The organism is Bacteroides congonensis, from assembly GCF_900130125.1.
GTDB lineage: Bacteria > Bacteroidota > Bacteroidia > Bacteroidales > Bacteroidaceae > Bacteroides > Bacteroides congonensis.
Genome location: NZ_FQXY01000010.1, coordinates 383,704 through 410,215, shown reverse-complemented (window position 1 = coordinate 410,215; position 26,512 = coordinate 383,704). Strand labels below are relative to the sequence as shown.

Annotated in this window: 16 protein-coding genes; 8 read left to right on the top strand and 8 right to left on the bottom strand. The window is 41.3% G+C overall.

The window, feature by feature from the left end; all coding sequences use genetic code 11:
- Positions 1-24: 24 nt before the first annotated feature.
- The 7 genes from BQ7997_RS13115 to BQ7997_RS13085 form a co-directional block, all read right to left on the bottom strand.
- Positions 25-1,518 (bottom strand): Mfa1 family fimbria major subunit, encoded by a 1,494-nt coding sequence (locus tag BQ7997_RS13115; RefSeq protein WP_073346826.1) that lies wholly within the window; start codon positions 1,516-1,518, stop codon positions 25-27.
- Between the two features lie 26 nt (positions 1,519-1,544).
- Positions 1,545-2,960 carry a DUF3868 domain-containing protein gene (locus tag BQ7997_RS13110; protein ID WP_073347413.1) on the bottom strand — a complete coding sequence of 472 codons (1,416 nt, stop codon included), beginning with the start codon at positions 2,958-2,960 and terminating at the stop codon, positions 1,545-1,547.
- Between the two features lie 41 nt (positions 2,961-3,001).
- A complete protein-coding gene (locus BQ7997_RS13105; RefSeq protein WP_022138734.1) occupies positions 3,002-3,193 on the bottom strand; it encodes a hypothetical protein in 192 nt (63 codons plus the stop codon).
- A gap of 12 nt (positions 3,194-3,205) precedes the next feature.
- Complete coding sequence (locus tag BQ7997_RS13100; protein WP_044654573.1) at positions 3,206-3,769, bottom strand: DUF3575 domain-containing protein; 564 nt, start codon at positions 3,767-3,769, stop codon at positions 3,206-3,208.
- Between the two features lie 12 nt (positions 3,770-3,781).
- Positions 3,782-4,831: a DUF3868 domain-containing protein gene (locus tag BQ7997_RS13095; protein ID WP_073346825.1), complete on the bottom strand. Its 1,050-nt coding sequence runs from the start codon at positions 4,829-4,831 to the stop codon at positions 3,782-3,784.
- A gap of 26 nt (positions 4,832-4,857) precedes the next feature.
- Entirely contained in the window at positions 4,858-5,529 is a 672-nt protein-coding gene (locus tag BQ7997_RS13090; RefSeq protein ID WP_083589232.1) for a DUF3575 domain-containing protein, read from the bottom strand.
- Between the two features lie 350 nt (positions 5,530-5,879).
- Positions 5,880-6,839 (bottom strand): tyrosine-type DNA invertase cluster 3b, encoded by a 960-nt coding sequence (locus BQ7997_RS13085; RefSeq protein WP_073347411.1) that lies wholly within the window; start codon positions 6,837-6,839, stop codon positions 5,880-5,882.
- Positions 6,840-6,981: 142 nt separating this feature from the next.
- On the opposite strand from BQ7997_RS13085, the gene recO reads away from it, so the two are divergent.
- On the top strand, positions 6,982-7,710 hold the full coding sequence (gene recO / locus BQ7997_RS13080; RefSeq protein ID WP_044655876.1) for a DNA repair protein RecO: 729 nt from the start codon (positions 6,982-6,984) through the stop codon (positions 7,708-7,710).
- 27 nt (positions 7,711-7,737) lie between these two features.
- On the opposite strand, the gene BQ7997_RS13075 is transcribed toward recO, so the two are convergent.
- Entirely contained in the window at positions 7,738-11,796 is a 4,059-nt protein-coding gene (locus tag BQ7997_RS13075; protein ID WP_022138728.1) for a hybrid sensor histidine kinase/response regulator transcription factor, read from the bottom strand.
- Positions 11,797-12,048: 252 nt separating this feature from the next.
- Between BQ7997_RS13075 and BQ7997_RS13070 the strand changes: the two genes are divergently transcribed.
- The 7 genes from BQ7997_RS13070 to BQ7997_RS13040 all read left to right on the top strand — a co-directional run bounded on the left by BQ7997_RS13070 (position 12,049) and on the right by BQ7997_RS13040 (position 26,331).
- Positions 12,049-13,257 carry a glycoside hydrolase family 88 protein gene (locus tag BQ7997_RS13070; protein WP_073346824.1) on the top strand — a complete coding sequence of 403 codons (1,209 nt, stop codon included), beginning with the start codon at positions 12,049-12,051 and terminating at the stop codon, positions 13,255-13,257.
- A gap of 344 nt (positions 13,258-13,601) precedes the next feature.
- On the top strand, positions 13,602-16,766 hold the full coding sequence (locus BQ7997_RS13065) for a SusC/RagA family TonB-linked outer membrane protein (protein WP_235817290.1): 3,165 nt from the start codon (positions 13,602-13,604) through the stop codon (positions 16,764-16,766).
- Positions 16,767-16,782: 16 nt separating this feature from the next.
- Entirely contained in the window at positions 16,783-18,615 is a 1,833-nt protein-coding gene (locus tag BQ7997_RS13060) for a RagB/SusD family nutrient uptake outer membrane protein (protein WP_073346823.1), read from the top strand.
- 38 nt (positions 18,616-18,653) lie between these two features.
- Positions 18,654-21,416, top strand: a complete 2,763-nt coding sequence (locus tag BQ7997_RS13055; RefSeq protein WP_073346822.1) for a SusC/RagA family TonB-linked outer membrane protein — start codon at positions 18,654-18,656, stop codon at positions 21,414-21,416.
- Between the two features lie 22 nt (positions 21,417-21,438).
- Positions 21,439-23,112 (top strand): RagB/SusD family nutrient uptake outer membrane protein, encoded by a 1,674-nt coding sequence (locus BQ7997_RS13050; protein WP_317045014.1) that lies wholly within the window; start codon positions 21,439-21,441, stop codon positions 23,110-23,112.
- A gap of 135 nt (positions 23,113-23,247) precedes the next feature.
- On the top strand, positions 23,248-24,798 hold the full coding sequence (locus BQ7997_RS13045; RefSeq protein ID WP_073346821.1) for a sulfatase family protein: 1,551 nt from the start codon (positions 23,248-23,250) through the stop codon (positions 24,796-24,798).
- Positions 24,799-24,849: 51 nt separating this feature from the next.
- Positions 24,850-26,331: a glycoside hydrolase family 30 protein gene (locus BQ7997_RS13040; protein ID WP_073346820.1), complete on the top strand. Its 1,482-nt coding sequence runs from the start codon at positions 24,850-24,852 to the stop codon at positions 26,329-26,331.
- Positions 26,332-26,512: the final 181 nt, after the last annotated feature.

The window sequence follows — 26,512 nt, the reverse complement described above, 5'->3', positions numbered from 1 at the left end:
TTTTAGTTCAGACGGCCGGACTGCTTATTCAAGTTCTACATCTTGATTACGTACGGCCCATGGAAAAACATTGATATTGATATCCAGTTCGGCTTTGTATTCGTCCGGTTGTTCCGGTTCGATGTAAGGTTCTCCGCTGCCGAGTCCCGCTACTTTGCTGATAGACAGACGATAGATATTATTGCGGACGATGCCGAATTCCATTACACCCATTTCTGTAGAGTTGTTATCTTCGTGCTTGATCCAGTAGTTGTAGTAGCATGAGTAATTTTCCGTCTTCTGGAAACGTTTGATGCTGTATTCGGCAAGGATTTCCGTAGCCGAATCGTCAGTGATGTCTTCCGGAAGATTATTCAGAACCTGTTTGCGGATAGCGTCTACACTGGTGTAGAAATTGTAATTGAAGTAGAACATCTTGGACGGCCAGTTGGAAGGATTGCTTATGTTGTCACCGTTTTCATCGAAAACGCGGTCGGTGGCAATGTCCATGTTCGCTTTAAACATCACTCCTGTGCTGTATGCATTTAATTGTGCATTGACGAACATACAGTTCTCCAGACAGTAGACATGTGACCAGCTACCCGCTTGTGCCATGCCTGCCCAATTGCTGTCGTTGATATCCAGATCTACTAATGCCTGTGCAAAGAATCCGTCGGCATTGGTGAAATCTTTGGCGCCTTCCACTGTTTTCTTGAAGAAATAGGGGTCGATTGCATAACCGTTGTTGTCGTTGATGTCACCGAAGTTCTCATTTGTGTATGAGCCGGGTTCCTGGAAATCATTCAGAACGGCGGTGTGACGGAAGGTATAGAACTGTGTTGCCAGATTCAACATTCTGAAGTTGTTGAGCTTGATGGTGCAATAAACCTTTCCGGCAGGGTCTTTCAATGGGAAAGTTTCCTGTTTTTGTGTCAGTTCAATTTTGGCAACAGCACGTTCCAGGCCGATAGATACACTGGTCACCTTGTCGGAATCAGTCGGCTTCTTTACTTCCACGTTCAGATTGGCCGCACCGCGGTTTGTCATTACGAATCCACTTGCAGGTACGCTTGGAATCTTTCCTTCGCTGTATGTAATGCCGTCGACAGCATTCAGGAAAGCATCCTGCGTGCTGATATCTCCGGTGACGGCCTTTCCGTTGGCAATGGCGAAGATATTGTAGGTGCCCGGATTCACGGTAATCTTGTCGGCAGTGTACTTTATCTCTTCTAAGTCCGCTTTAATCTGTTGGATATTCTTCAGTTCCTGCTGGTCTTTAAGAGTTTTGGTGGTTGAGTCGAACAGATAGATTGTCAGGCTTTTTACTGCATACTCCTCTTTTGAACCTGTTTCGGTTATGCCCGATGATTCGGCGCTACGGGTGCCGTTTGCATTGGGGATTTCAAAGAACAGGGCAAGGTTGCCATTGGAATCCGCATGAGTTTCATCGGAAAAGGCTACATCCGCATCATTGATGCAACTGTACTGTGTGACTGCTGCAAATAAGAGCAGGGGCACTAACTTTGTGAATCTTTTCATTTTTACTTTGAGTTTTAATTGAATATTTATTTGAGTTCTAAAACTTGTTTTAAATTATCCTCCGCTTGTGACAATCCGGCGTCCTTAGCTTGCCTGAATAGCTTTTCCGCTTCTTCATAGTCGGTCTGAAGGAAGTATAGGACTCCTTTGGCCAGCGTCGTCTCCGGCACTGGCAGGGCTTTTTCGAGAAACCCTGCCGCAGCCTTGGTGTCTTTTTGCGTCAACGCTATGCAGGCGGCATTCAGGTTGGCCGTCGGATTATCGGGAAACAGTTGTACGGCAGTCATAAATATCCTGTTGTATGTTTCACTTCCCGGTGTATGCGTGAGCGCAAGGCGGAACATCTCTTCCAGGCTCAAGTTCTTGGGATTCGTATCGAATATCTTTTGAGATTCTTCCACCGTAAAGGGGCGGACATAATATTCGATGGTATAATCGGAATGTCTTAGTATGACAAACCAGTGTTTCAACACAAAACGGTAGAATGCCGGAAACTTCGACTTTATCAAACCTTCTTTACGGTCGGGATGAATGTTGCTTGTTACGATTTTCATGATAGCTTCCTTGTCCTGAAAAACTGTGTCGCCCAGAAGGGCTTCAAAGCCTTCCCAGTCTTCGGGCGTATAATTGGTGTGTATGTATGTGTTGTCGAAAGTATATAGTCGGGCTACATATTCCTTCAATGCACGGGTACGTTCGCGGGCCAGCCGCTCATTTATCCGGAAAGGGCCGTCGGGCGACGCATACCCATGAATGTTGATGTGTGTGATGCTTACGTTGCTGTCTCCTTTGATGGTGTTGATCGTTTCGATGATTTTATCCAACTCTGCCGCATTATTGCTGAATTCTTTATGAATAGCGGTCACATTCACCGGAAAGTCAATGAATGCCGACCCTTTTTCCGTCCTGATTTTAGACGTTTCAACTTGCGGAGTCAGGAAAGCAAGTTGCGGAACGGGCGTTGATTGCGGATGCAGGCGGGCAATACAGGTGAAATCTTCCGTACCGGGAATGCCGCAACCGCAACTCTTCTCTACCAGTGTGAGCGTAGCTTGGTTCATCCATTGCTCGAATGGGACGGATTGCAGATAATGCATCGTTTGCTTATCCCCGTTTTTCCTTTGCAATGCCCGGGCTGCCTTATCTTTCCTGCCTGTCTCCCGCAGGAATACGATGTGCTGTTTCCGGCTGTTGATATATATGGGTGGCAGTTCCAACCGGTGTTCCAGACTGTCACTGACAACGGGAACCAGCACCACTGATTCATTGGGAGAGAGGTCGCGGGTGATATCCATCGAAATAGAAACCACCAACTCTTTCCCTGCCTTGTACAGACTGGAAGTAGTTGTGCGAACAGTCCCCCTCTCTTCCGTTACGGCCCTTTGGGCTTGTATCGAAAGGGATAAAATGACTGCGATAATAAAAATTCCTCCTGTCTTCATTGTCGTAATAATCTGCATTTCTTCATTTCTGTGTGAGAATATCACCAGGGATAGATTTGGGAGATTACTCCGTTTTGTTGTAATTCTTCCAATATCTTTATATCCTTATTACTCTTACTCACGCCACCGTGCCCCAAGTGATATACTCTCCAGGGAGTGGAGTGGTGCTTGCGTGCTATCTGGACGTATATGTTCCTTCTTTTCGAAAACCAAACTTTCCATAAACTTTTCATACCTTTTTCTTCTTAAAATAGATAAACTAAACTTATTGAGGCTTTGGTAGGCCCTATGTAATGATGATGTCCTTTGTTACGTACTCCGGCACATTTCCTGACGCAGTTGTATTGTTTATAATGAATATAATCGTATCCCACTCCCAAGCTCGTTTCCACATTCCAATGATCGTTCAGCATCCAATGGTAGCCGCAACTAATGCCGCCCCCTATAAGCCACCCTTCATACCGGTACTTCTTCAGGTCAGAGAATATACCGAAAGGCAGCTTTTTCCCACCGACATTGAATTGCGCTCCATTGAGATAAACTCCCCAGAACAGGCCGTTAAACTTCTGGCAAGTCCAATATTTGTATTCGGGTTGAATCACCCAATAACGGTTCACGTACATCTCGCTCCGTTTCCATGGTCGCAGGCTTCCTGCCAGTTCGACGGTGCTTTTATTCCCTATGGCATAAGAGACTCCGGCTCCGAAAGCTCCGTCAATGGCGGGAAGCGTGTTGAGTCTGACGGCTACTTTCTGTGCGTAACCGTCAAGACAACCCAATAATAGGAACAGGAGTAAAATATATCTCATTGTATCTACCAGTTAATGCCGTTTATTATTTTCAAAAAAAACATTCAGATTGTATGCAGCTTCCTCAGAACCTTCCGCCTTGGCGGCTTTCAGTATGCGGATGCCTTCGTATGTGTTTCCGGTCATCAGCTCATATACCCCCCGGCAACTCTTGTAGGCAAGTCCCTCGTGCAATGCCATGGAAAGAAACTTGCTTGCGGATTTCGTATCTCCCTGCTCAATGGCAGCAGCCGCCGCATTGAGGTTGGCAACGGGGTGTACAGGATACAGTTTCACGCTGATATTGATAATCTGATAAAACTTCGCCTTATTATCCGCATATGATAAGGCTACCGTATACAGTTCGCGGAGCGATAACATCTGCGGATTGATGTCAGCCATAATCTTGGCTTCCTCGAGATTGAAGTTCAACTCTTTCTGATTGCGGATATCCACATCATCCGATGACGGTGAGACATACGAACCTTTATACCTTGGTTTTTTGCCTGTCGGGGCAGCAGAAGGAGTTGTGCTGTTGTCTGCTGTTGCCGCAGAGGAGACTTCCTGAATAGCTGTATTGCCCATTTCCGGCGGAAGCACTGCATATTGCGGTGCGATGATTAGCGTATCTTTCAGCGTCTGTTCGCCTTCGGGTCTGACAATCGTTCTCCTCAAATAGAGCGTGGCGTCGTTCATCCAGTTTTCTGCCGGCAATGCGGTGCGGTAATTGATGGTGCGTGAATGGCTGTCGTCGATACCGGCTACAAGATAGTCAGTGTCGTCTGCTTTACTGCCCTTCTTCTTGCGCAGTATCTGGTTGCGCAAATATAATTTCTGCTTCTGCTTGCCGTTCAGTTGGATGGCCGGTAATAGTATTCTGTGGTCTTGTCCGGTCAGGACAGGTGTCAGTATGACGGCATTCTTCGGGTTCATATCCTCGATTTCTACCGATATGTCCATCGAAAGGAGTAATGAGTCTGCCCGTACTCCCAGGAAATGGGGCTTGATATCCAGCTTGACGTTCTGTGCCGGAAGCAGATTACATATCAATAGGCCGAGCAAGATGAATGTTTTCGTTTTCATTTGATGCGTTTATTAAATTGGATTATTTATTGGATGAAGTACACGACTGATATTCCTATTTGCGTAGGACCCCAGTAGTTGCAATTTGATTTTTCTATCAGGGGTGCGCCTGCGGAGCGTCCGTAGCGTTTGTAATTGAGGTGGGCATATCCCAGAGCGATTCCCGCTTCCAGGTTCCATTGCGGGCTAATCATCCACTGGTAACCGTAGGAAATGCCGAATCCCGCCAGATTGCCTTGATATCGGTTATTGGCGATTTGTCTGTTCTCTACACCCAGCATCTTTCCGTCTCCGAATCCCCAGGGAAGCATTCCGCCGAAATTGAACAAGGCATAATGAAGCTGTAAGCCGATAAAACTTCCTGTGAATGCTTCGTTGAACCATTTACGGTATTCCGGTTGCACGAGGAAATGCTTCATCTTCTTGTTGTCGCTGAAGTTCCACGGATTGTAATTGATGGAAAGGCTGAAAGTATGTGTGTCATCACAACGTATTTCTCCGCCTAAATTGAGTGAGGTGGTGAGGTCATAAAGCAGATTGCTTTTGACGGCTATGTTTTGTCCGCAGAGATTCGATACAGGCATAATGCACACTACAAAGACGAGCGTGGTCAGTCTATGTCTCATGCTTGTCGTATGTCTCCGTCTGCTGTTGGCGGACAGACATGGATATTTGATATTATCGGGTTTGTGTGTCATAACTTTTTGTTTATGTGTGTCTGTTACTTCTTAGGTAACGGAATTTTATTATCATGACAGATGTATACGGGGAAAAAACAGGAAAAAGACAGCGGTCTTTTATAAATAAAATGTACTTGAATGCTTTCGGACGAAAATTAGTCTGATAGACGGCAATAAATAGTTGGAACATGAAAGAAATCTGCTTCGTGTTCTTGCCTGTTATTTTATTTATTCAAAGAAAAAGAATAAAATAAGATATGATTTATTTGGAATGTGAGATTCTTTTTATATATCTTTGTGCCATATTTATATCCGTTACCTAAGAAGTAACAGATGGGATAAAGTGCTTGTTTTTAGGTTATTGTGAATTAATGGTTGCTTCTCTTATAAGATTCTATGTAATAACAATTCAATTTGTTGGCTTCTGTCCTTTCCTTTAATCCGAAGCCTTTCAAATAGGTCTGTGTAGTCTTGATTGATTTGTGTCCCAGTGATTCACTAATCATCTCGATGGAAATTCCCTGATACTTTGCGTTTGTTGCCCAGGAGTGTCGTATAGTATATGAGGTGACGGGTGATTTTAGGCGCAATTCTCTCGACAGGCTTTTCAGTTGATTATTGAACCGACGGAGTGCTGATTGGTATTCTTTATAAACACCTTCATCTTTTCGTTGCTTGTCACCTTTCAGGATATTGAAAAGATAATCAGGGCAATTTTCTCTTGACGACTGGTTGTTGCGCAACCTGTTCATTTCCTTTTTCGACATATCCAGTATTTCAAGACTCATGGGCGTTCCTGTCTTTACACGGTTGTATCTGAGGACGTTTTGTTCCAACGCTGATTTTTCGATATGAGCGAAGTCCGAGAACGGCATGCCGCAAAACTGGAACATCAATCGTGCGATGGCTTGTGTGCGGCCCAGATGTTCGGACTGGGGAGTCTTGTAAAGGAGCGTATGCAGCTCTTCAGGCGGCAATGCTTTCTTCTGTCGTACATCCACCCCTGTGTACACGTCACGAAATAAATGGGGAATAAAGCGGGCGATACCTGCTTCCACGCCACGGTTGTAAATGCTGCGCAACATACGCATATAAGTAGAGACTGTATTCGGCCGTAGCCCATATTCTTGAAGGTGTTGGCCGTATCGTCTCAGACTGTCACGGGTGATTTGTGCAAATGATATACCCGGCGTATTGCAGAACTTCGTGAATGAGAGGACGGCGTTCTTATACACATGCGCCGTTGAATAGCGCCCTTCTTCTTGTAGCTTCCGTAAGTACGCCTGGGCACATACGGTAAATCCATTTCTGTTACTTTTTTGTTTCATAAGCTTGTTTATTTTTACTTTATTATTCAAGGTGAATAACAAAAGTAGTTGTTTTTTAGGTTGTTAATGCTTATGAAAAGTCATCGATTACCTTGCATTTTTTTTGTAATTTTGTTCCGGATTGATAATGAGATAGTTTGCTATGTTGCAAAAAACGAAAGGAATAGTTCTACATACGTTAAAATATAATGATACGTCTATCATTGTAGATATGTACACGGAATTGTCCGGAAGGGCTTCTTTTCTTGTCGCAGTACCCCGTTCGCGAAAGGCGGCAGTGAAGTCCGTCCTATTCCAGCCGTTGTCTTTTATTGAATTTGAAGCGGATTACAGACCGAACACGACTCTCTATCGTGTGAAGGAAGCGAAATCTTTTTATCCTTTTTCGTCCATTCCTTATGACCCGTACAAGTCTGCGATGGCACTTTTCTTGGCTGAATTTCTTTATCGGGCTGTCCGTGAAGAGGCGGAGAACCGTCCATTGTTTGCCTATCTGCAACATTCTATTATCTGGCTGGACGAGTGCAGCGAAGGTTTTGCCAATTTCCATCTGGTCTTTCTGATGAGGCTTTCCCGCTTTTTGGGGCTTTATCCCAATCTCGAGGACTATCATACCGGTGACTATTTTGACTTGCTGAATGCCTGTTTCACTTCGATTCGGCCTCAGTTACATTCATCTTATATCAAGCCCGATGAGGCCGGGCGTCTTCGCCAATTGATGCGTATGAATTATGAGACGATGCATCTTTTCGGCATGAGCCGTGCGGAACGCACCCGCTGCCTGACGACTATAAATGATTATTATAGCTTGCATTTGCCGGACTTCCCGGCTTTAAAATCACTGGAAGTACTGAAGGAATTGTTTGATTAAACATTGCCAGAATTGTATTAGATAATTTTAATTTTGCATTTTGGAATCAACATTATTGGTTGTTTCCTCATTTTCGGAGAGGGGGATATCGCCTTTCCGGTAAGTTTGTGGGGTGATGTGATATCTTTCCTTGAAGCATTTACTAAAATATTTGGGTACATTGAAACCGACCTGGTCTGATATTTCCGCAATATTCAGTTCCATGTTGTTCTTCAGTAAGAATGCTGCACGTTTCAGGCGGAGGGTCATAATGAAATCAGCAGGTGTCTGTCCTGTGATGGCTTTTAACTTGGAGAAAAGCTTTGTACGCGAAATACTCATTTGCGTTGCCAGCATATCTACATTGAAATCTCCATTCTCCATCTCCTGCTCGATAATTTCCATCACTTTATCCATGAATTTCTTGTCCATCACATTGTTGGTCAGGATTTGTATGTTTTCTTGCGGCAGTTTGCTGAACTTTTCTTGTAGCATGATTCGGTTATTGACCAGATTGTTACAGCGGGACAACAAGATGTTGATGTTAAATGGTTTGGTAATATAATCATCCGCTCCCATTCTTAATCCTTCCAGATTATGTTCGATGGCAGTTTTGGCTGTGAGTAGAACTACGGGTATATGGCAGGTATCAAAATCGGCTTTAATGGCTTGGCAAAGTTCCGTACCGGACATCTCCGGCATAATGATGTCGCTGAGCACGATATTGGGATTTTCGGATCGTACTTTCTCCAGTCCTTCCTTGCCATTGGAGGCGGTAATGACAATATAGAACTCTTCGAATATTTTAGATATCATTTCTTTTAATGAATCATTATCTTCTACAATAAGAATTTTATATTCTCTTTCCTTTAGTCGGCTATCGTTGTTTGAAGTCGTTTGTTCAAATAATAAAGACTGCTGGAACTCTGCATTTAACTCGTTAATTTCATTAAATGCAAATGTATCTTTTGTTTCACAGAACTGTTCGGATGTGAAGTGCTCATTTCCTGTTTTCAGATGTATGCAGAAAGTGGTCCCTTCTCCCAATTCGCTGGAAACTTCAATACTTCCATGATGCAGTTCGACTATACCTTTGGAAAGCGAAAGACCGATACCGGTACCTACATAGAACAGAGAATCCAACTGTTCCGTTTGATAGAAACGAGTAAAGATATTGTTGATGTCTTTGGCTGCTATTCCCGAACCATTGTCTGTTACGTCAATGAGGACTTCCTGATTTCTTTTCCGGACAGATATGGAAATTATTCCTCCCGCTTTTGTGTGTTTAAAGGCGTTGGAGATAAGATTGTTTATCACTTTTTGCATCTGCTTGGCATCGTACCATAAATTGATGGTATCACTACTCTTTTCGAAGTTGAAAGTAATCTGGCGTTGTACTGCATATTCCTGAAAGAGTAGATAATGTTCATATACGAAGTCCACAATATTGTGTTCGCTAACCTTGATAGTCATGTAACCTTGTTCCTGCTTGCGAAAGTCAAGTAATTCGGTGATAAGCTCCCTCAGCTGTAAACAACTCTTGTACACTCCCAGTATTTTGTTATAGACATTGGGAGCGAAGGAACGTATCTGTAATAACATTTCCATTTGTCCGATGATGAGTGTAAGAGGGGTGCGGAACTCATGTGAAATGTTGGTGAAGAAGCGTAATTTGGCTTGGTTGAGTTTTTCGATATCTTCAGCATGCTTTTTTTCATACTTCAGCGATTCTTGTAGCTGGATCCGGTGATGATAGGCGCGTATAAGGTAATATGCAATACCTACAATACATATGAGATATACTAGGTATGCCCATATCGTACGATAGAAAGGAGGTAAGATCTCTATCTGCAATCTGCTTGGTGGAACCAGGCTTTCATTGATATCTTTGGCTTTGACAACTAATGTATATTTACCAGGGTTTAAGTTGGTGTATGTAATAACATTTTGTTCCAGACTGTTCCATGTATTAGAGAAACCTTCCAAACGGTATATGATTTTATCTTTATTGAAAGGTATATAGTCTGTTGTGGTATACTCAATACTAAATATATTTTGATTAGATTTAAGAGTGATTTTTGGAGAATAAGTTATGTCTCTAGTCAATATGCTGTCTTTATCTCCTACATTGATGTCTTTTCCGTTCACGATAAGTCGGAATGGATATATACGGTAAGAACGAGGAGACTCTTCAAGTTCTTTCTCAAAGAACGAAATAATTCCAGTGGTTCCTCCAATGAAAATTTCTCCTTTTTTGTTTTTGTAAAGTGCATTCTCGTTAATACAGCTTAATGGGAGTTCTTCATAATTTTTGAATTTTTTTTGTTGATAGTCTAATATGGAGAACCCCTTGTCGGTGGTTACAAGTAGCCTATTTGGGGATAATTCACAAATGTTGTAAATAATATTGCTTGCCAGGCCGTTTTTGCTCATATCAAAGTTTTCGAAGTCGTCCGTTTCTCTACGGTATAAATCCAGTCCATTTTCATTAGTGCAAAACCATAACCTGTTTTGACTGTCTTCGTAGATGGAATTGACGCTGTTACTGCTGATGCTGTGTTCATTGGCGCTTTTATGTTTGTATATTGACAGCTTTTGAGTATTGAAGTTATAAGCGCAGGCTCCATTGTTATTATTGGTTATCCATAAAATACCTTTGTGGTCGAGGGTTAATCCAAAGGTGGATATAGTATTGTTGAGTGCCACTTCATCGTGGAACAATGGTTTACATGTTCCGGTTGCAGGATTGAATAGACCGATTCCGTTGTTAGTTGCTAAAATTAATTGTTCTTGATAGGGTAAAATATCTTCAATAAGATTGGATGGAATAGATGTTCTATCACCTTTCTTATATTTATAATTGGTAGAACGGCCGGTTTTTAAATCCAATTTGTTAAGTCCTTCCAAATGAATACCGGTCCACACTACTTTTTGTATGGAGTCGTAGTAGATTGCTCTTATATTTCCTGTATAATTGTTGGGAGTGTTTTTATTTGTATACCATTGATAGGTTTGGGTAGTCGGGATGTATTTATTAATTCCCCCTCTCTCTGTACCTATCCATAAATTCCCCTCATCATCCTCAGTCATACGTTTAACGATAGGGGAACTTAAACCTTCTTTTTCCTTGGAAGAAGCCTGATACTCACGATAAATTTGCTTCTGTGGATTGAAATAGTTGATTCCACCGGAGTATGTTCCTACCCAAATGGTTCCTTGTAAGTCGCAATGTAACCCCCAAATAGAAGAGTTGCTCAAGCTTTTGCTATTTTCTTTTTTCTCGTAACGGGTGAACTTTTTGGTTTGTTTGTCATACTTGTTAAGTCCGTTGAAAGTTCCTATCCATATATTCCCTTGTTTGTCTTCGCAACACCTGTGTGTATAGTTGGAACTGATGGTGGAAGGATCATCCGCTTCATACAAGAAATTGTTTATCTGTTTGCCTTGTATGCAGTACACTCCGTGTCCTGATTTGGTCGTTATCCAATAGTAACCGGAAGAATCTCTGATGATATCGGAGATATTTCCTTCTTTGATAGGTTGGGTTAGTGCCTTTTGTGGGTCGAGTATATAAAGTCCTTTATTGGTTCCTATGAAGACAGAGTCGTTATATACGTATAATCTTTGAATAACGCTAGTATTTTGAGTCATCTTATAGAACAAATCGAATTTTATTCCATCGTACTTGAATATTTGGTTTGAAGTGGCAACGTATAGATGTTTAGAAAAGAATTCTGCCCGTGTGCTTTTCTTTATGATAGGAGTAAATTGCCCTTTTTCTATGTCATAAGCGGAAATCCCTCTGTTAGTCATGATATAGACGTGTCCGTTTTGATCTCCTGTGATGTGATAAATATCATTGTATAAAATACTATTTGAGTTGTTTTTCTCCTTTTGATAAATCTTGAAATATTTTCCATTATATAAACTGACTCCATTTCGTGTACCGAACCACATAAATCCTCGTTCATCCTGATATATAGAAATAATGGAGTTGTGTGATAAACCATTATCGGTAGTCAAATGTCGGAAAGATATGCTTTGTGTACTACATGTAAGTATGTGTACACATAGGAAGTAGCAGATTAAAAAGATTTTGTTTCTCATAATCTTTAGGTATAGTAATCATTATATTAAGATTTGCAAATATAGCTTTTTTGTCGTGAGGGGGAAAGTGTGATGTTGTGTTGTTGGGTGTTTTATTATCCAATTTATATGTTATTTTTGTTCATTTTTTCAGATTGGACTTATTTTGTATGTTTAGAATTCCTTTCGTGTATATATACCGCCCTTCTAATATTGTTTTATTCTTTACTTTTGTTTGGCATAGTTAGCAAGTTAATGAAATGTTGATTGATTATGAAAAGTAATATTTTAGTTCGTACGTGTATTGGTCTTTTTCTCTTTTCAATGTTTGCTTGTGTGGGAGTTAAAGGACAGAAAGATTTTATTTCAACGAACATTGAGCATGCCGCTATTCAATATAGTTTGCAGATGGATGCTCTTGAAAAGAACGATAAAATCTTAATTCCTCGTACCGTGAACGCTAAGGGCGATATGGTGTATGCACGTCGTGGCTGGGATTGGACTCTTGGCTTCTTCCCGGGAAGTCTTTGGTATTTGTATAATCTCACTGGTAATGAATATTGGAAGCAGAAAGCAGAGAAATGCACCGAATACCTATATAAAGAACAATATAATACTTCGCATCATGATATTGGCTTTATTATAGGTTGTAGTTTCCTCAATGGTTTGCGCTTAGGTGGTAAGGAGGAATATACGTCGGTCGTGGTACAGGCTGCCAAATCTTTGTCTACACGTTTTCGTCCGAATGCGGATATCATTCAGTCTTGGAATGCTGACAAAGGACGCCCGTTAAAGATGGGATGGAAATGTCCAGTGATTATTGATAATTTGATGAATCTGGAACTTTTGTTTGAAGCTACCCGGTTGTCCGGTGACTCTACCTATTATAATATTGCCGTTTCACATGCTGATAAAACCTTGAAGAACCATTTTCGGGAAGATGGAAGTTCGTATCATGTGGTAGATTACAATCCGGAAACAGGAGAAGTGCTTAAACGTTGTACGGCGCAAGGATATTCAGATGATTCGGCATGGGCACGAGGGCAGGCTTGGGCTATTTATGGCTATACTATGTGTTATCGGTATACACATCGTCCGGCATATTTAAATCAGGCTAAGAAAATATATGAGTTTATATTTACCAATTCAAATCTTCCTGAAGATTTGATACCTTACTGGGACTTTGATGCGTTGAATATTCCCAAAGAACTGAGGGATGTGTCAGCGGCCGCTATTACAGCTTCGGCGCTGTATGAGCTAAGTGTCTTCTCAAATAATAAGGAATATAAGGAAACAGCAGATAAGATAATGAAAACTCTGTCTTCTCCCACTTATCGTGCAGAAATTGGTGAAAACCATTATTTTCTATTGATGCATTCCGTAGGTAGTTTCCCAGATTGCGCTGAAATAGACGTTCCTTTGAGTTATGCTGACTATTATTATCTGGAGGCTTTAAGACGTAAAAGGGATTGGGGAAAATAGTGAATATATCTAATTATGAAAACACATTTTAACCTTTCTTCGTAATACTAGAGATGCGTTTTCTTTGTGCAAAACACCGAGAACTGGGAGGCACGTTGTGGATTTGCTACAAAATAGCTATAGCCCTGCATGCTTGATTGGGGAGAACACCTGCTGTAATATGGGGCGCTATTGTTCGTTTATGGGGCATTTTTGTACATAAATACCTTATTTTTAGTTGTGTATAATATGCTACCTTCTTCTGAATAATAAATGGATTTTAATATCTAAAAACTATTTAATTTTGTGAATTATAGATAGAACCTTTTTGATAATATATTTTATAATACTTAAATTTAAAAAAGATGGAAAACTTCTTCTTTCCAATGAAAATACCTCAGAAGCAGGTATGGCTATTGGCGACGTTTTTGTCATTCGGACAAATGGCTTTCCCTATAGGAAATAGTGTGTTGGGAGAGGCTTCTGTTGCAAGTCCTATTGTGCAGCAGAATTGCAGAATGGTTACTGGAACAGTGACTGATAGTCATGGTCCGGTAATTGGTGCCAGTGTAATTGTAAAGGGAACTACCAGCGGGGTTATTACTGATGTGGATGGTAATTTTAAACTGGAAGTTCCGATAGGCGCTACTATCGTTATATCTTATATGGGATATAAGGATAAAGAAATAAAGTATACCGGAGAATCCGCCTTAAAAATCGAACTGAATGAAAATGTTCAAGAGTTACAGGAAGTACAGGTAGTGGCTTATGGTGCTACCAAGAAAGTGACAGTGACAGGAGCAATGTCGTCTATTACGACAAAAGATGTATTGAAAAGTCCGGTATCAAGTATTGGTAATGCATTGGCTGGTAAAATGCCGGGTTTGTCTGCCATCCAGACTTCCGGTCAGCCGGGTAGTGACGATCCCACAGTATATGTACGTGGTGTGGGGTCATTGAACGAATCCATGTCTCAGCCGTTGTTTTTGGTGGATGGAGTAGAACGCAGTTTCTTCCAACTCGATCCTAATGAAGTGGAAGATATTACGGTATTGAAAGATGCTTCTGCAACGGCTGTGTTTGGAGTACGTGGTGCTAATGGTGTAATTTTGGTGACGACCAAACGTGGGCAGGAAGGGAAAGCGAAAGTTAGCTTCTCTACTTCATTTGCCTTACAGGCACCTACTCGCTTACCTGATTTTGCTAATAGCTATGAATATGCCACGGCATATAATAACGCCCAGCTTCACGACGGATATACCGAAGCCCAGCTGGCGTTCAAACCGGAAGCTATTGAAGGGTTTCGTACTCAGAGTAATCCGTTAGCTTATCCGGATATGGACTGGATGGATTATTTGGTACGTAATACAGCCTTGCAAACGCAACATAACTTGACCATTTCGGGCGGTTCGCAGAGAGTGCGCTATTTTGCGTCACTCGGTGTGTTTACTCAAGACGGACTCTTTAATTGTTATCAAAAAGATTATGATGACAATTACAGCTACAATCGCTACAATTATCGTCTGAATTTGGATGTGGATTTGACAAAGACTACACAGCTCCGTGTGAATGTAGGTGGACGTGTCAATGACAAACACACTCCGGGAGTGGATGGAGAATCGGGGCTGTCTAGTATTGAAACTATTTTTCGTGGTATTTATTGGGCTGTTCCGTTTTCCGGTTCGGGTATCGTAGATGGAAAATGGGTGTGGGCCGATGCACGTAATATTTCTAGTTCTTTTGGTGATATGCGCGATGCCATGTACACTTATTACGGACGAGGTTATGATGTGACCTATGGTAATACGCTGAATTTCGATTTCTTGTTAGAACAGAAGTTGGACTTTATTACCAAAGGTTTGAAAGCTCATGTGAAAGGGGCTTATAATAGTTCCGTATCTCTCACTAAACAAAGGCGTGGTAAAACTCCTCATTACGAGCCGTTGATACAATCTGACGGATCGGTACTGCTTCGCCGCGTGGATGAAGAAAACATATTGGGGTATGAAGAATCTATTGGTCGTGGTAAGGACTGGTATGTGGAAGCTGCCTTGAACTATAAACGTGACTTCGGTAAACACCATGTTTCGGGACTTGTAATGTATAATCAATCCATTACTTATTATCCTAACGGACCTTCGGCATTTTTGTCAATTCCGAGAAGTTATATAGGTTTGGTGGGACGTGCTACTTATGACTATAATACCCGTTATATGTTTGATGTAAATATGGGATATAACGGTTCGGAGAACTTTGCCTCGGGCAAACGCTTCGGTTTGTTCCCTGCTTTCTCTGCGGGATGGGTAATATCAGAAGAGAATTTTATGAAGCCGCTAAAATCGTTTATGGACTACCTGAAAGTGCGTGCATCTTATGGTATTGTAGGTAATGACCGTGTGAGCGATAACTCTCGTTTCCTCTACCTGCCGGACGTATATAACGCTTCCAATGGTGGTTTCTATTTCGGTAGTGGCAGTTCTATTACTACGGGCGCCAACGAGGCAAAGAAAGGAAATCCTAATGTGACCTGGGAAACGGCTGCTAAACAGAATTATGGTGTTGACGCTTATTTCTTTAATAGCAAATTAAAGGTGAATTTTGACTACTTCATCGAACACCGCCGTGATATCCTGACTTCTCGTGGAACTGATCCCGGTTATTTGGCTGTGACACTTCCTACCGCTAATATTGGTAAGGTAGATAATAAAGGATATGAAATCAATGTGAACTGGAGAGATAAGATTAACAAACTGGGATATCATATCGGCTTTAATATCTCGCGTACCAAAAACAAGATTATTTATATGGACGAGGTGACTTATCCATATGCTTATATGCAACGTACCGGTAAATCTGTCGGTCAGCATTTTGGTCGTAAGTTTGCAGGATACTTTTCTGAGGAGGATGTGGAACGATATGCTACCGAGGGACATGGAGGTATTCCTGACCATGGCATTACTCCCAAACCTGGTGATGTTATGTATATGGACTTGAATGGTGACAAGAAGATAGACCAGAATGATATTACGGCTATCGGTAATACTAATTATCCGCAGTTGTCATATGGTATAAACTATGGTATCTCTTACAAGGGATTTGACGTTAGTATGACTTGGGCGGGTGCTGCCAAGACTTCGCGTATGTTGGACGACGTTTTCCGTTATCCTTTCGGGCAGACTAACCAACGTTCACTGATGAGATATTTTGTTACCGATACTTGGACACAAAAGGGGGATGCAGCTAAATATCCCGCAATTTCCTTCGTAAACAGAAGTAATAACTACTATGACTCTGATTTATGGTTGCGTGATGCTTCTTACTTACGCCTGAAAAACGTGGAAGTGGGTTACAGTTTCCCAAAGAAAGTTTTGAACAGGATGCATTTAGGTAGTTTGCGTGTATATGCTACCGGTTATAACTTGCTTACATTCGATAAATTGGATGTGATAGACCCGGAGTCGAAATCTGCTGCAAGAGCTAATTATCCATTGGTGATGGTTATCAACTTTGGTGTGAAAGTAGGTTTTTAATAAAAAATAGAATAATATGAAATCACTTACAAGATATTTTCAAGGATTGATGTTGGGGGCTTTATTGATTACCACAATATCATGTGAGGACTTTGCGCTGGGTGAGAAATTTCTCCAGAAACCGCCTAGTTCGGATGTTACCATTGATACCATCTTTTCTACAGCGGTATATGCGCGTCGGGTGCTGTGGAATAGTTACGGTAATTTGCCATATGCATTTTGGGCAAGTAACAGTTATGGTTACTCCACCAATATGTGGTTCGGCATTCAGGAAGACTTGACGGATTTGTGTAATTCAGCTTTGACTTGGGATGGCCCTAATAAAGCTTATTATAGTGGTGCTTACAATGCTGGTTCGGAAGAGGCGTCGGATGGAGACGGAGGTACCAAATACGGTTTTACCCGGCGTAATAGTTGGAAAAGTATCCGCATGGCTTGGGTGTTTATAGAGAATGTGGACCGTGTGCCTGATATGGAAGATGCTGAGAAGTTACGTTTGAAAGCGGAAGCTAAAATTGTGATTGCTACTCAATATGCCGAAATGCTTCGTCATTTTGGTGGTCTGCCTATTGTGGATCGAGCTATTTCTGCAGAAGATGGTTTGGGATTTCCTGCCCGTGCCACTTTGCAGGAGACTGTGAATTTTATTGTGAGATTGTTGGATGAAGCTATTGATTGTAAAGAACTTCCTTGGAATGTTACTGAAGAAGAATCTGACAACTGGAGTGGTCGCCTGACCCGTGCTTCCGCTATGGGATTGAAAGTACGTGTTCTTTTGTTTGCTGCAAGTCCGTTATTTAATAACGAGATGCCTTATTATGAAGGTGAAGCTTCCGAAAAACTGATGACTTGGTTTGGTGGATATGAACAAAAGCGTTGGGAAGATGCCGCAAAAGCAGGCGAAGACTTTTTTAGGGCATTGAATAAGGAAGGTTTCTACGATTTGGTAAAAGCCGGAGAGCTGCGTATGGCATTCCGTGACGCTTATTATACACGAGGTACGACCGAATCATTGATTTCGGTACGTCGCCATTATAAGACCAACAAAATCGGTGGTATCATGCAAAGTGCACGTTGGGGTGCTTGGGGAGTTACTAAGGAGTACTTCGATATGTTCCCTATGGCAGATGGAAGCGATTTTGACTGGAATAACCAAGAGCATGCTAAAAATCCGTTTATAAATCGTGATCCTCGTTTGTGCGAAACCATTCTGTTGGATGGTGACAAGTTCGGTAGCGGTGTGGCTGCTATATATCGGCAATATTCAAAAGATAAGACAAATTATCCGAAAGGCGAACATTATAATAATAAAAGTGTCAGTTTGGATGATAAAGGATTAACCACTAACGGTCTGACAGCACGTAAGTTTTTACTCGACCGTCAAGGGGAGTGGAGTGGGCGTGTCATTCAGTGGCCGTTACTACGTTTAGCTGAGGTCTATTTGTCGTATGCTGAAGCATTGAATGAATGTAACCGTACCGGGGAGGCTTATTCTTACATCAATGCGGTGAGGAATCGTGTGGGTTTGGGTGATCTGAAGACAGGATTGGGCAAAAAAGAATTCCGTGAAGCGGTACTTCGTGAACGTGCCTGTGAATTTGGCTTTGAGGAAGTTCGTTTCTATGACCTTATTCGTTGGAAACGTGAGACGGATTTTACTAAACATTTGCATGGTCTTTATTTCTATAAGCATAAGAAAACAGGAGAATATCTGTTTGAGTTCCCGCAATTGAAAGAAAGGGCTTGGCAGAAAGCCGGTGGCTTCTCTCCCAAGTGGTATTTGAGCGCATTCCCTCCCAAAGAGGTGAACAAAGGTTACGGATTGGTTCAAAATCCTGGTTGGGAATAACATAATTTATTATTGAATAAAGTAATCATACTATCCTTATGGAAAAAAGTATAAAGCTAATCATTACAGGGCTGCTGTGTTCTTCCATTGCGGCAGCTCAGGTAGCAGACAGCATACAGCATTATGGACGGGGTATCTCGTTCAGCAAGAAAGAAGCGACTACTTCTGGTGGCATGGCTACGGCTGATGAACTGAGTCACCGTACCAGTACGGTAGCTTCCAACGCTTTGTTTGGATTAATTCCCGGCCTTCAGGTTTTGCAGAATGGAGGGAATGAATGGGAAAACGGTGCTACACTCTATGTACGTGGTGTAGGGACTACCAATGGTAAGAGTCCGTTGATATTGATTGATGGTTATGAACGTAGTATTGATAATCTTGCTGTGCAAGATATCGAGTCCGTCAGTGTACTGAAAGATGCCACTTCACTGGCGCTTTATGGTGTACGTGGCGCTAACGGTGTGATTCTTATCACTACCAAGCGTGGTTGTGCAGGGAAACCTGTCATTACGTTCGATTACGAGTTTAAGATGGGTACACCACGTCGTTTACCGGAATTTGTGGATGGTTATACTTATGCTCAGTCTATGAATGAAGGCTTGAGAAATGACGGCGTCACGACATCTCGTTACAATCAGCGTGAGTTGGATGCTTTCCGCGACCAGACTTATCCGGAGTTTTATCCTAATGTGGATTGGGTGGACGAAGCGCTTCGAAACCATAGTTTCGGTAATAATGTGAATTTTTCTCTTCGTGGAGGTGGTGATGTCGTACAGTATTTTACCCAGTTGAATTACTTGAATGATAAAGGTATCTTACAACCCACAGAGGAAAATGAAGGATATTCTACGCAGTTTAAGTATTCTAAACTGAACTTCATGACCAATCTCGACATCAAGTTGGGAAATACCACTAAATTGCAGCTTAATATGCGTGGTAACTTTGCGGAGGACAATCGTCCTTATACTACTACCGCTGACATATTTGATATGTTGTACAAAGTTCCATCGGGGGCTATGCCTATCAAGACTTCTGGTGGCCGATGGGGTGCAACTTCAATTTATGGTAGTAACCCGATAGCTATGATTTCTGATACTGGTTATGAACGTGGGCAAACTCGTAATCTCTATGCCGACATAAACTTTGTACAGGACTTGAGTTTCATTACTAAAGGTTTGTTTGCTACTGCACGTCTAGGTTTTGACAACGAGGCACGATATTGGGAACGCAACCAGCATAAATATGCAACCGAACAAGCTATTATGGGTTGGGACGGTGAAAAAAATTCTTATAAGAATTTGACTGAAGAAACTGCTTTAGACTTTAGTAGCAGTATCAAGGATGTGGTTCGCCGTCTGACTATCAATGCACAGTTGAATTATGATCGTACTTGGAAGGCTGATCATAAGTTGAACGCTACTGTGTTTTATAGTATGGACAAGCTGATGAAGCGTGGGCAGAATGCAGGCAGAGCCTTTATGGATATTGTGGGGCAAATTCATTATACTTATAAGAACCGTTACTTGCTTGATTTCTCTTTGGCAGGTTCTGCGTCCAGTATTCTCGAACCGGATGATCGATGGGGAATTTTTCCTTCGGTAGGTGCAGGTTGGATTCTTTCAGAAGAAAATGTTTTTAAAGCTGACTGGCTGAATATGTTGAAACTTCGTGCTTCGTATGGTATTGCAGGGCGCGCTGACTATGGTGTACAACTTTTCCGTGGTTCATATAGTGGTGGTGGAAGTTATTATTTTGGTGAAACACCGGCTTCCATCAGCGGTATGAAAGAGGCTCGTCTTGCTGTAGATGGGTTAACTTATGAAAAATCACATAAGTTGAATGCAGGTATTGATTTTATGGCATGGAATCGTCTTTCTTTATCAATAGATGGTTATTATGATCATCGTACAGATATTTTAGTAGATGGAGATGGCGCTCTTTCCTCTGTATTAGGTATTGCAGCTCCTGATATAAACAGTGGTATTGTGAATAGCTACGGCGTGGAAGTTGCAGCTAATTGGAATGATAAAATAGGAAATGTTACTTATCAGTTAAGCGGGCAATTCAGTTTCAATCGTAATAAGATTAAGGAGATGAATGAGGTGTATCGTCCGTATGATTATTTGAAACGTACCGGACATTCTGTAAACCAATATTTTGGTTATGAAGTGGAGGGGATTTATCAGAGTTGGGATGATATTGAAAATCGTGAAGTGAAACAGATACTGGATGAAGTACGTCCCGGTGACTTGAAATTCAAGGATCAGAACGGTGATAAAGTAATTGATGAATATGATCAGGTAGCATTAGGATATAATAAAGTTTGTCCTGAGATTTATTACGGTTTCAGTCTTGGAGCCGAATACAAAGGATTAGGATTTACAGCCTTATTCCAAGGGGTTGCCAATTATAGTCAGATGCTTGATACACGCAGTATCTATCGTCCTCTGGTAAACAATAATACTGTTTCTCAATATTATTATGATAATCGTTGGACGGAAAGTAATCCCGATGGCAAGTATCCGCGTCTCACTTATAATGGTTCCAAGAACAACTATAATACCAATTCTTTGTGGGTAGCTGACGCCTCATACCTGAAGTTACGTACATTGGAAGTGTATTATGATTTACCGCAAAAGTGGGTAAATAAGTTACCCGGTGTGAACCATATGAGACTGTTTGCCCGTGGACACGATTTGTTCAGCATTGATAAAATGGATGGTGTGATAGATCCTGAAATGACAGGTACCGGTCATCCGTTGATGACTCAATATACATTTGGCGTTAATTTACGTTTCTAATAATTTAAGCGGAATGAAACTTATGAAATTGAAACATATAGCATTACTTATGTCGGTCTGCATATTGAGCGGATGTGACTTCATGGACTGCGATGAGTCAAACGACTATCAAAAGGAAAACATCTTTACGAGCTTTGAACGCTCCAAGAAGATGGTGACTAATATTTACAGTTATTTGCCTCAAGATTTTTGTAATACAGAAGGCGCTATGCAGGATGCGGCAACAGACGATGCCGTACATGTATACAAGTCTTCAGCTATCCATTATTTTGTAAACGGCACTTGGTCAGCAAATCGATTGGTAGATGATGTCTGGAGTGAATACTATACAGCCATTCGTGCTGCCAACCTTTATCTGAAGGAGGCTGAAGGACAGACTTTTGAGGACTGGGAAAATGCAGAGAAGTATAAGGATATGATGAAGGAATTTAATAACTTTCCTTATGAAGTACGCTTTCTTCGTGCGTTTTATTATTTTGAATTAATTAAGCGTTATCATGATGTGCCGTTGGTTACTACAGTGCTCACTCAGGACGAGGTGAACAGCTTGGAACGTGAAAGTTGTGATTTAGTAGCGGACTTCATTATAAAAGAGCTTACAGAAATTACAGCGGAAGGCAAATTGCCTATTACTTATACGGAAGGTTTTGCTAGTAAAGATATTGGTCGTATCACTCGGGGGGCAGCCTTGGCATTGAAGTCTAGAGTTACGCTTTATATGGCAAGTCCTCTCTATTCGGAAGATAATGCCGGAAAATGGAAAAAAGCTGCATCCGCTGCTTATGAGATCATCGGTAATGTTTCTGAGTTGGGTTATGAGCTAGTGGATGATCTTACAGCTCAGTTTCGTAAAGTGAACAACACATGTGCCGAAGTGATTTTAGCCCGTGGTATAGGTGAAACGGGAGATTTTGAGAAAGCCAACTTCCCCATGGGAGTAGAGGGTGGAAAAACTTCTACTTGTCCCACACAGAACTTGGTGGATGCTTTTGAGATGAAAGACGGTTCCAAATTTGACTGGAACGATCCTACTATGGCAGCCAATCCTTACAGTAACCGTGACCCACGTCTGGCAAGAACTGTGGCTTACAATAATATGAATTGGTGTGGTGCACCTCTTCAGATATGGGAAGGCGGTGCTAATGGTCTTCCTTTGACTAACGCTACTACTACAGGGTATTATCTGTACAAGTATCTTAATCCCAATATCAGTTTTGTGTCAGGTTCCACGACTACTAAAGCGCAACATAACTGGGTATTGTTCCGTTATGCTGAAATATTGCTGAATTATGCGGAAGCAATGATAAATGCTTTTGGAAATCCTGATTATGCGGATGCAGATTATCCTATGACTGCCCGCGAAGCAGTGAATAAAGTGCGTGCGCGTGGTAAGGTAGAAATGCCTCCTTATCCTGCAGGTATGGGAAAAGCTGATTTCATAGAACGTCTGAAGAACGAACGACGGGTGGAATTAGCTTTTGAAGGACATCGTTTTTGGGATGTGCGTCGTTGGAAAGATTTGGATAAGACTGCTGATATTTATGGTGTGAAAGTTATTAAGGGCGAAGCTGGTAAGTTTGAATATTCCAAGTTCCTGATGGAAACCAGAAACATGACGGACAACTTGTATTTCTATCCGATTTCCAATACGGAGAAATACAAAAATCCTAATTTGGGACAGAATCCGGGTTGGTAATGGTTTTTGTATATAACACAGCCTTATGTTACTTTTATAGGGCATAGGTGCTGTGTTATTAGTTTATAGCTCGTCGAGTTCGTTTAAGTCAGAAGAAGTAATGTATAAATAGTCTTTGTTTAAATTAAAATAGAAATGAAACGAATTTTGCACAAACTTATTTGGGGACTTCCTGTAACTCTTTTTGCAGGAACGTGTACACAGCTTCTTGGACAGGAGCAACGACCGAACCTAGTCTATATTTTCTCGGATCAATATCGGTTGAACGCATTGAGTTTATGGAGCGATCCGGCATATCGCAATGTTCTGAGTACGGTAGGTGATCCGGTTCATACTCCTAACTTGGACAGGTTGGCCAAACAGAGTGTTGTTTTTAATCGGGCGTGCAGTACTTGCCCGTTGAGTAGTCCTCATCGTGCCATGCTGATGACGGGTGCATTTCCGGAGAAGAATGGGGTGCCGGGTAACTGTCATGTGAATAATCAGAATGGTATTCCCGATAGTTTGGTTTGTTTCACAGATGTGCTTGCGACAGCCGGTTATGAAACGGCTTATGTAGGAAAAACGCATTGGCATCGTACAGAAGCTTTGTTTGATAAGGAAAATAACTACGTGGGTACAAACAAAGCGCCCGGTGGGCATTGTGTATACCCATACGATACCTATATTCCTGAAGGAAGAGGGCGCAAGAGTAATAAATATTGGTTCCAGCAGTTGAAAGATAGTCATTTTAACGCTACAGCCTATTCCAATCGTCCGGAACTGGTGGGTGGACAGAAGGATGGTGAACCATTTCGTTATCGTCGGTTTACTCCGGAAGTAGAAGCAGATGTAGTAATAAGCTATCTGCGAAATAGACAAGAGGAACGGGACCCATCTAAACCTTTTAGTTTGTTTTGGAGTATGAATCCGCCTCACACACCTTATCATAGGCTTACAGATTGCAAGGAAGAGGTGTTTAACCAATATTACAAGAATTTGAAACCGAAAGAAGTCTTGCTTCGTCCCAATGTGAAGTTTGGAGAGGGGACACAGGTGAGAAACCTGGAACAACTGACATTTCAAGCTAAAATTTATTTCTCTTTAGTGAAGAGTGTGGACGACGAAATAGGTCGTGTATTGAAGGTTTTGGATGAAGAAGGTTTGACAGAGAACACAATTCTGATATTTACCGCTGATCATGGAGAAATGATGGGCAGTCACGGACGTATGGCGAAGAGTGTGATTTATAATGAATCGTTCTCTATTCCGTTCTTTATACGTTATCCTGGTAAGCTGAAACCGGGAGTGGACGATCTGATGTTAGGGGCTATAGACATTATGCCGACTTTGTTGGGTATGATGAATCTTGGAGACAAACTACCCGAAACAGTGAAGGGAAAAGATTATTCGCAAGGCATTCTTACTGGTAAATATAAGAATGTAAAAAAGCCTGTCTCTCAATTCTTTTATCAGCAGAAAGAAAAGGGTGTTCGTACCGGCCGTTATTCGTATTTGGTGACAAAAGATGGAAATTATCAGCTTTTTGATAATTTGAAAGATCCCTACCAAATGCATTCTCTGAAGATGGAAAAGATTCCGGCAAAACAAGCTAAGCTATTGAAAAAGGAACTTGGCAACTGGTTGAAGGTGTCGGAGGACAGTTGGGGTAAGGAACAAAAATTTCCTAATAGGATAACTTATTAAATCGATAAATTGTCATTAACCTGCTTTGAATTATTACTTAACAAAATACTAATGAAAATGAATTTAAAGAAATTATGTACACTGGGAACTCTTTTAGCGTTTTTTTCCAGCATATATGCTCAATCTTTTATCTGGATTAGCAGTACAGATAATAATGTTTGGAAAGAAGCTAAAATCAGATTACAGGCAGATAGTCAAAATATCCCTTTATTGTCAGTAGATGGTACTGAAAATATCCAGATATTCAAGAAGTGGGGAACTTGTTTTAATGAATTAGGTTGGGATGCTCTCAATATGTTGCCTCTTAAAGAACAAGATGCTGTTTTAAACAACTTGTTTTCTCCTGATGGAGATTTGCGCTTTTCCATGGGACGTATTCCTATGAATGCTAATGACTATGCTCGTAACTGGTACAGTTGTGATGAGGTGCCGGGTGATTTCCGATTGAAATATTTCAATATTAACCGTGATAAAACAACATTGATACCCTATATAAAGAGAGTTCAACGTATTAACTCTGATATGACTTTTTGGGCTTCTCCTTGGTCACCTCCTTCTTGGATGAAAGTCAATCATTACTATTCTGTGAGGAGCAAGGCCGAAGTGAACCAATTGCCGGTTAAGCATGAAATAGCTCTTTATGAAGGAGCTGATAATGTAGATAAGACATTTTATCCCAAGCAGGTAGCTGTCAATGACTATTTTATTCAAGATACTCGTTATTTGCAGGCCTATGCCAATTACTTCTGTAAATTCGTATCTGCTTATCAGGAAGAAGGAGTTACTATTTCCCGTGTAATGTTTCAGAATGAGCCGTGGGCTTATTCCATCTATCCGGCTTGTGCATGGACTCCAGAAGGTATTATTCGTTTCAACGTGGAATATTTTGCGCCGACAATAAAGAAACTGCATCCTGATGTTCAAGTTTATTTGGGTACGCTCAATACAAACCGTATTGAACTGGTAGAAAAAGTTCTTTCTGATCCCCGCATGAAAGATGCTGTCGAAGGTGTCGGTTTCCAATGGTGGGGTGGACAAATTCTCCCTGAAATCCGTAAAAAGTATCCTAATTATAAATATATGCAGACTGAAAGTGAATGTGGTTCCGGTACATTCGATTGGAAAGCTGCCGAACATACTTTCAACCTAATCAGTCATTATTTAGGAAATGGCTGTGAGGAATATACTTTCTGGAATGCTATCTTGTGTGATGCAGGGACAAGTGGCTGGGGCTGGAAACAGAATGCATTGATTCGTGTAGATTCAAAGACTGCTTCTGTTACTTATACTCCAGAGTATTATGCAGTAAAACATTTCAGCAACAAGGTGGTTTCGGGAACTAAAGTATTACAATATAAAGCAAAAGGTGAAGATAAACTGCCTGTTGTTATATTCCTTACACCGGAGAAAAGATATTTGGTTGTAGCTGCCAATTTCAATGACGAGCCGAAGAATTTAACAGTGAAGTTGGGTGATAAGTTTTTAGATGTAACTTTAAAAGCACACTCCTTCAATACATTTAGTATGAAATAATGGAAACGATGGTTTTTCTACTGCGAAATGATGTTTTATGTATTGGCTTTTCGATTTGGAAGTATAGGGAGAATCAACTGTTTCAGACTATAAAAAGACTGTTGCAGCTATGTTGCAGATAAAAGAATCTGTAACATAGCTGCAACGGGTATCTGCAACGCTATAACTGGCTGATTATAAA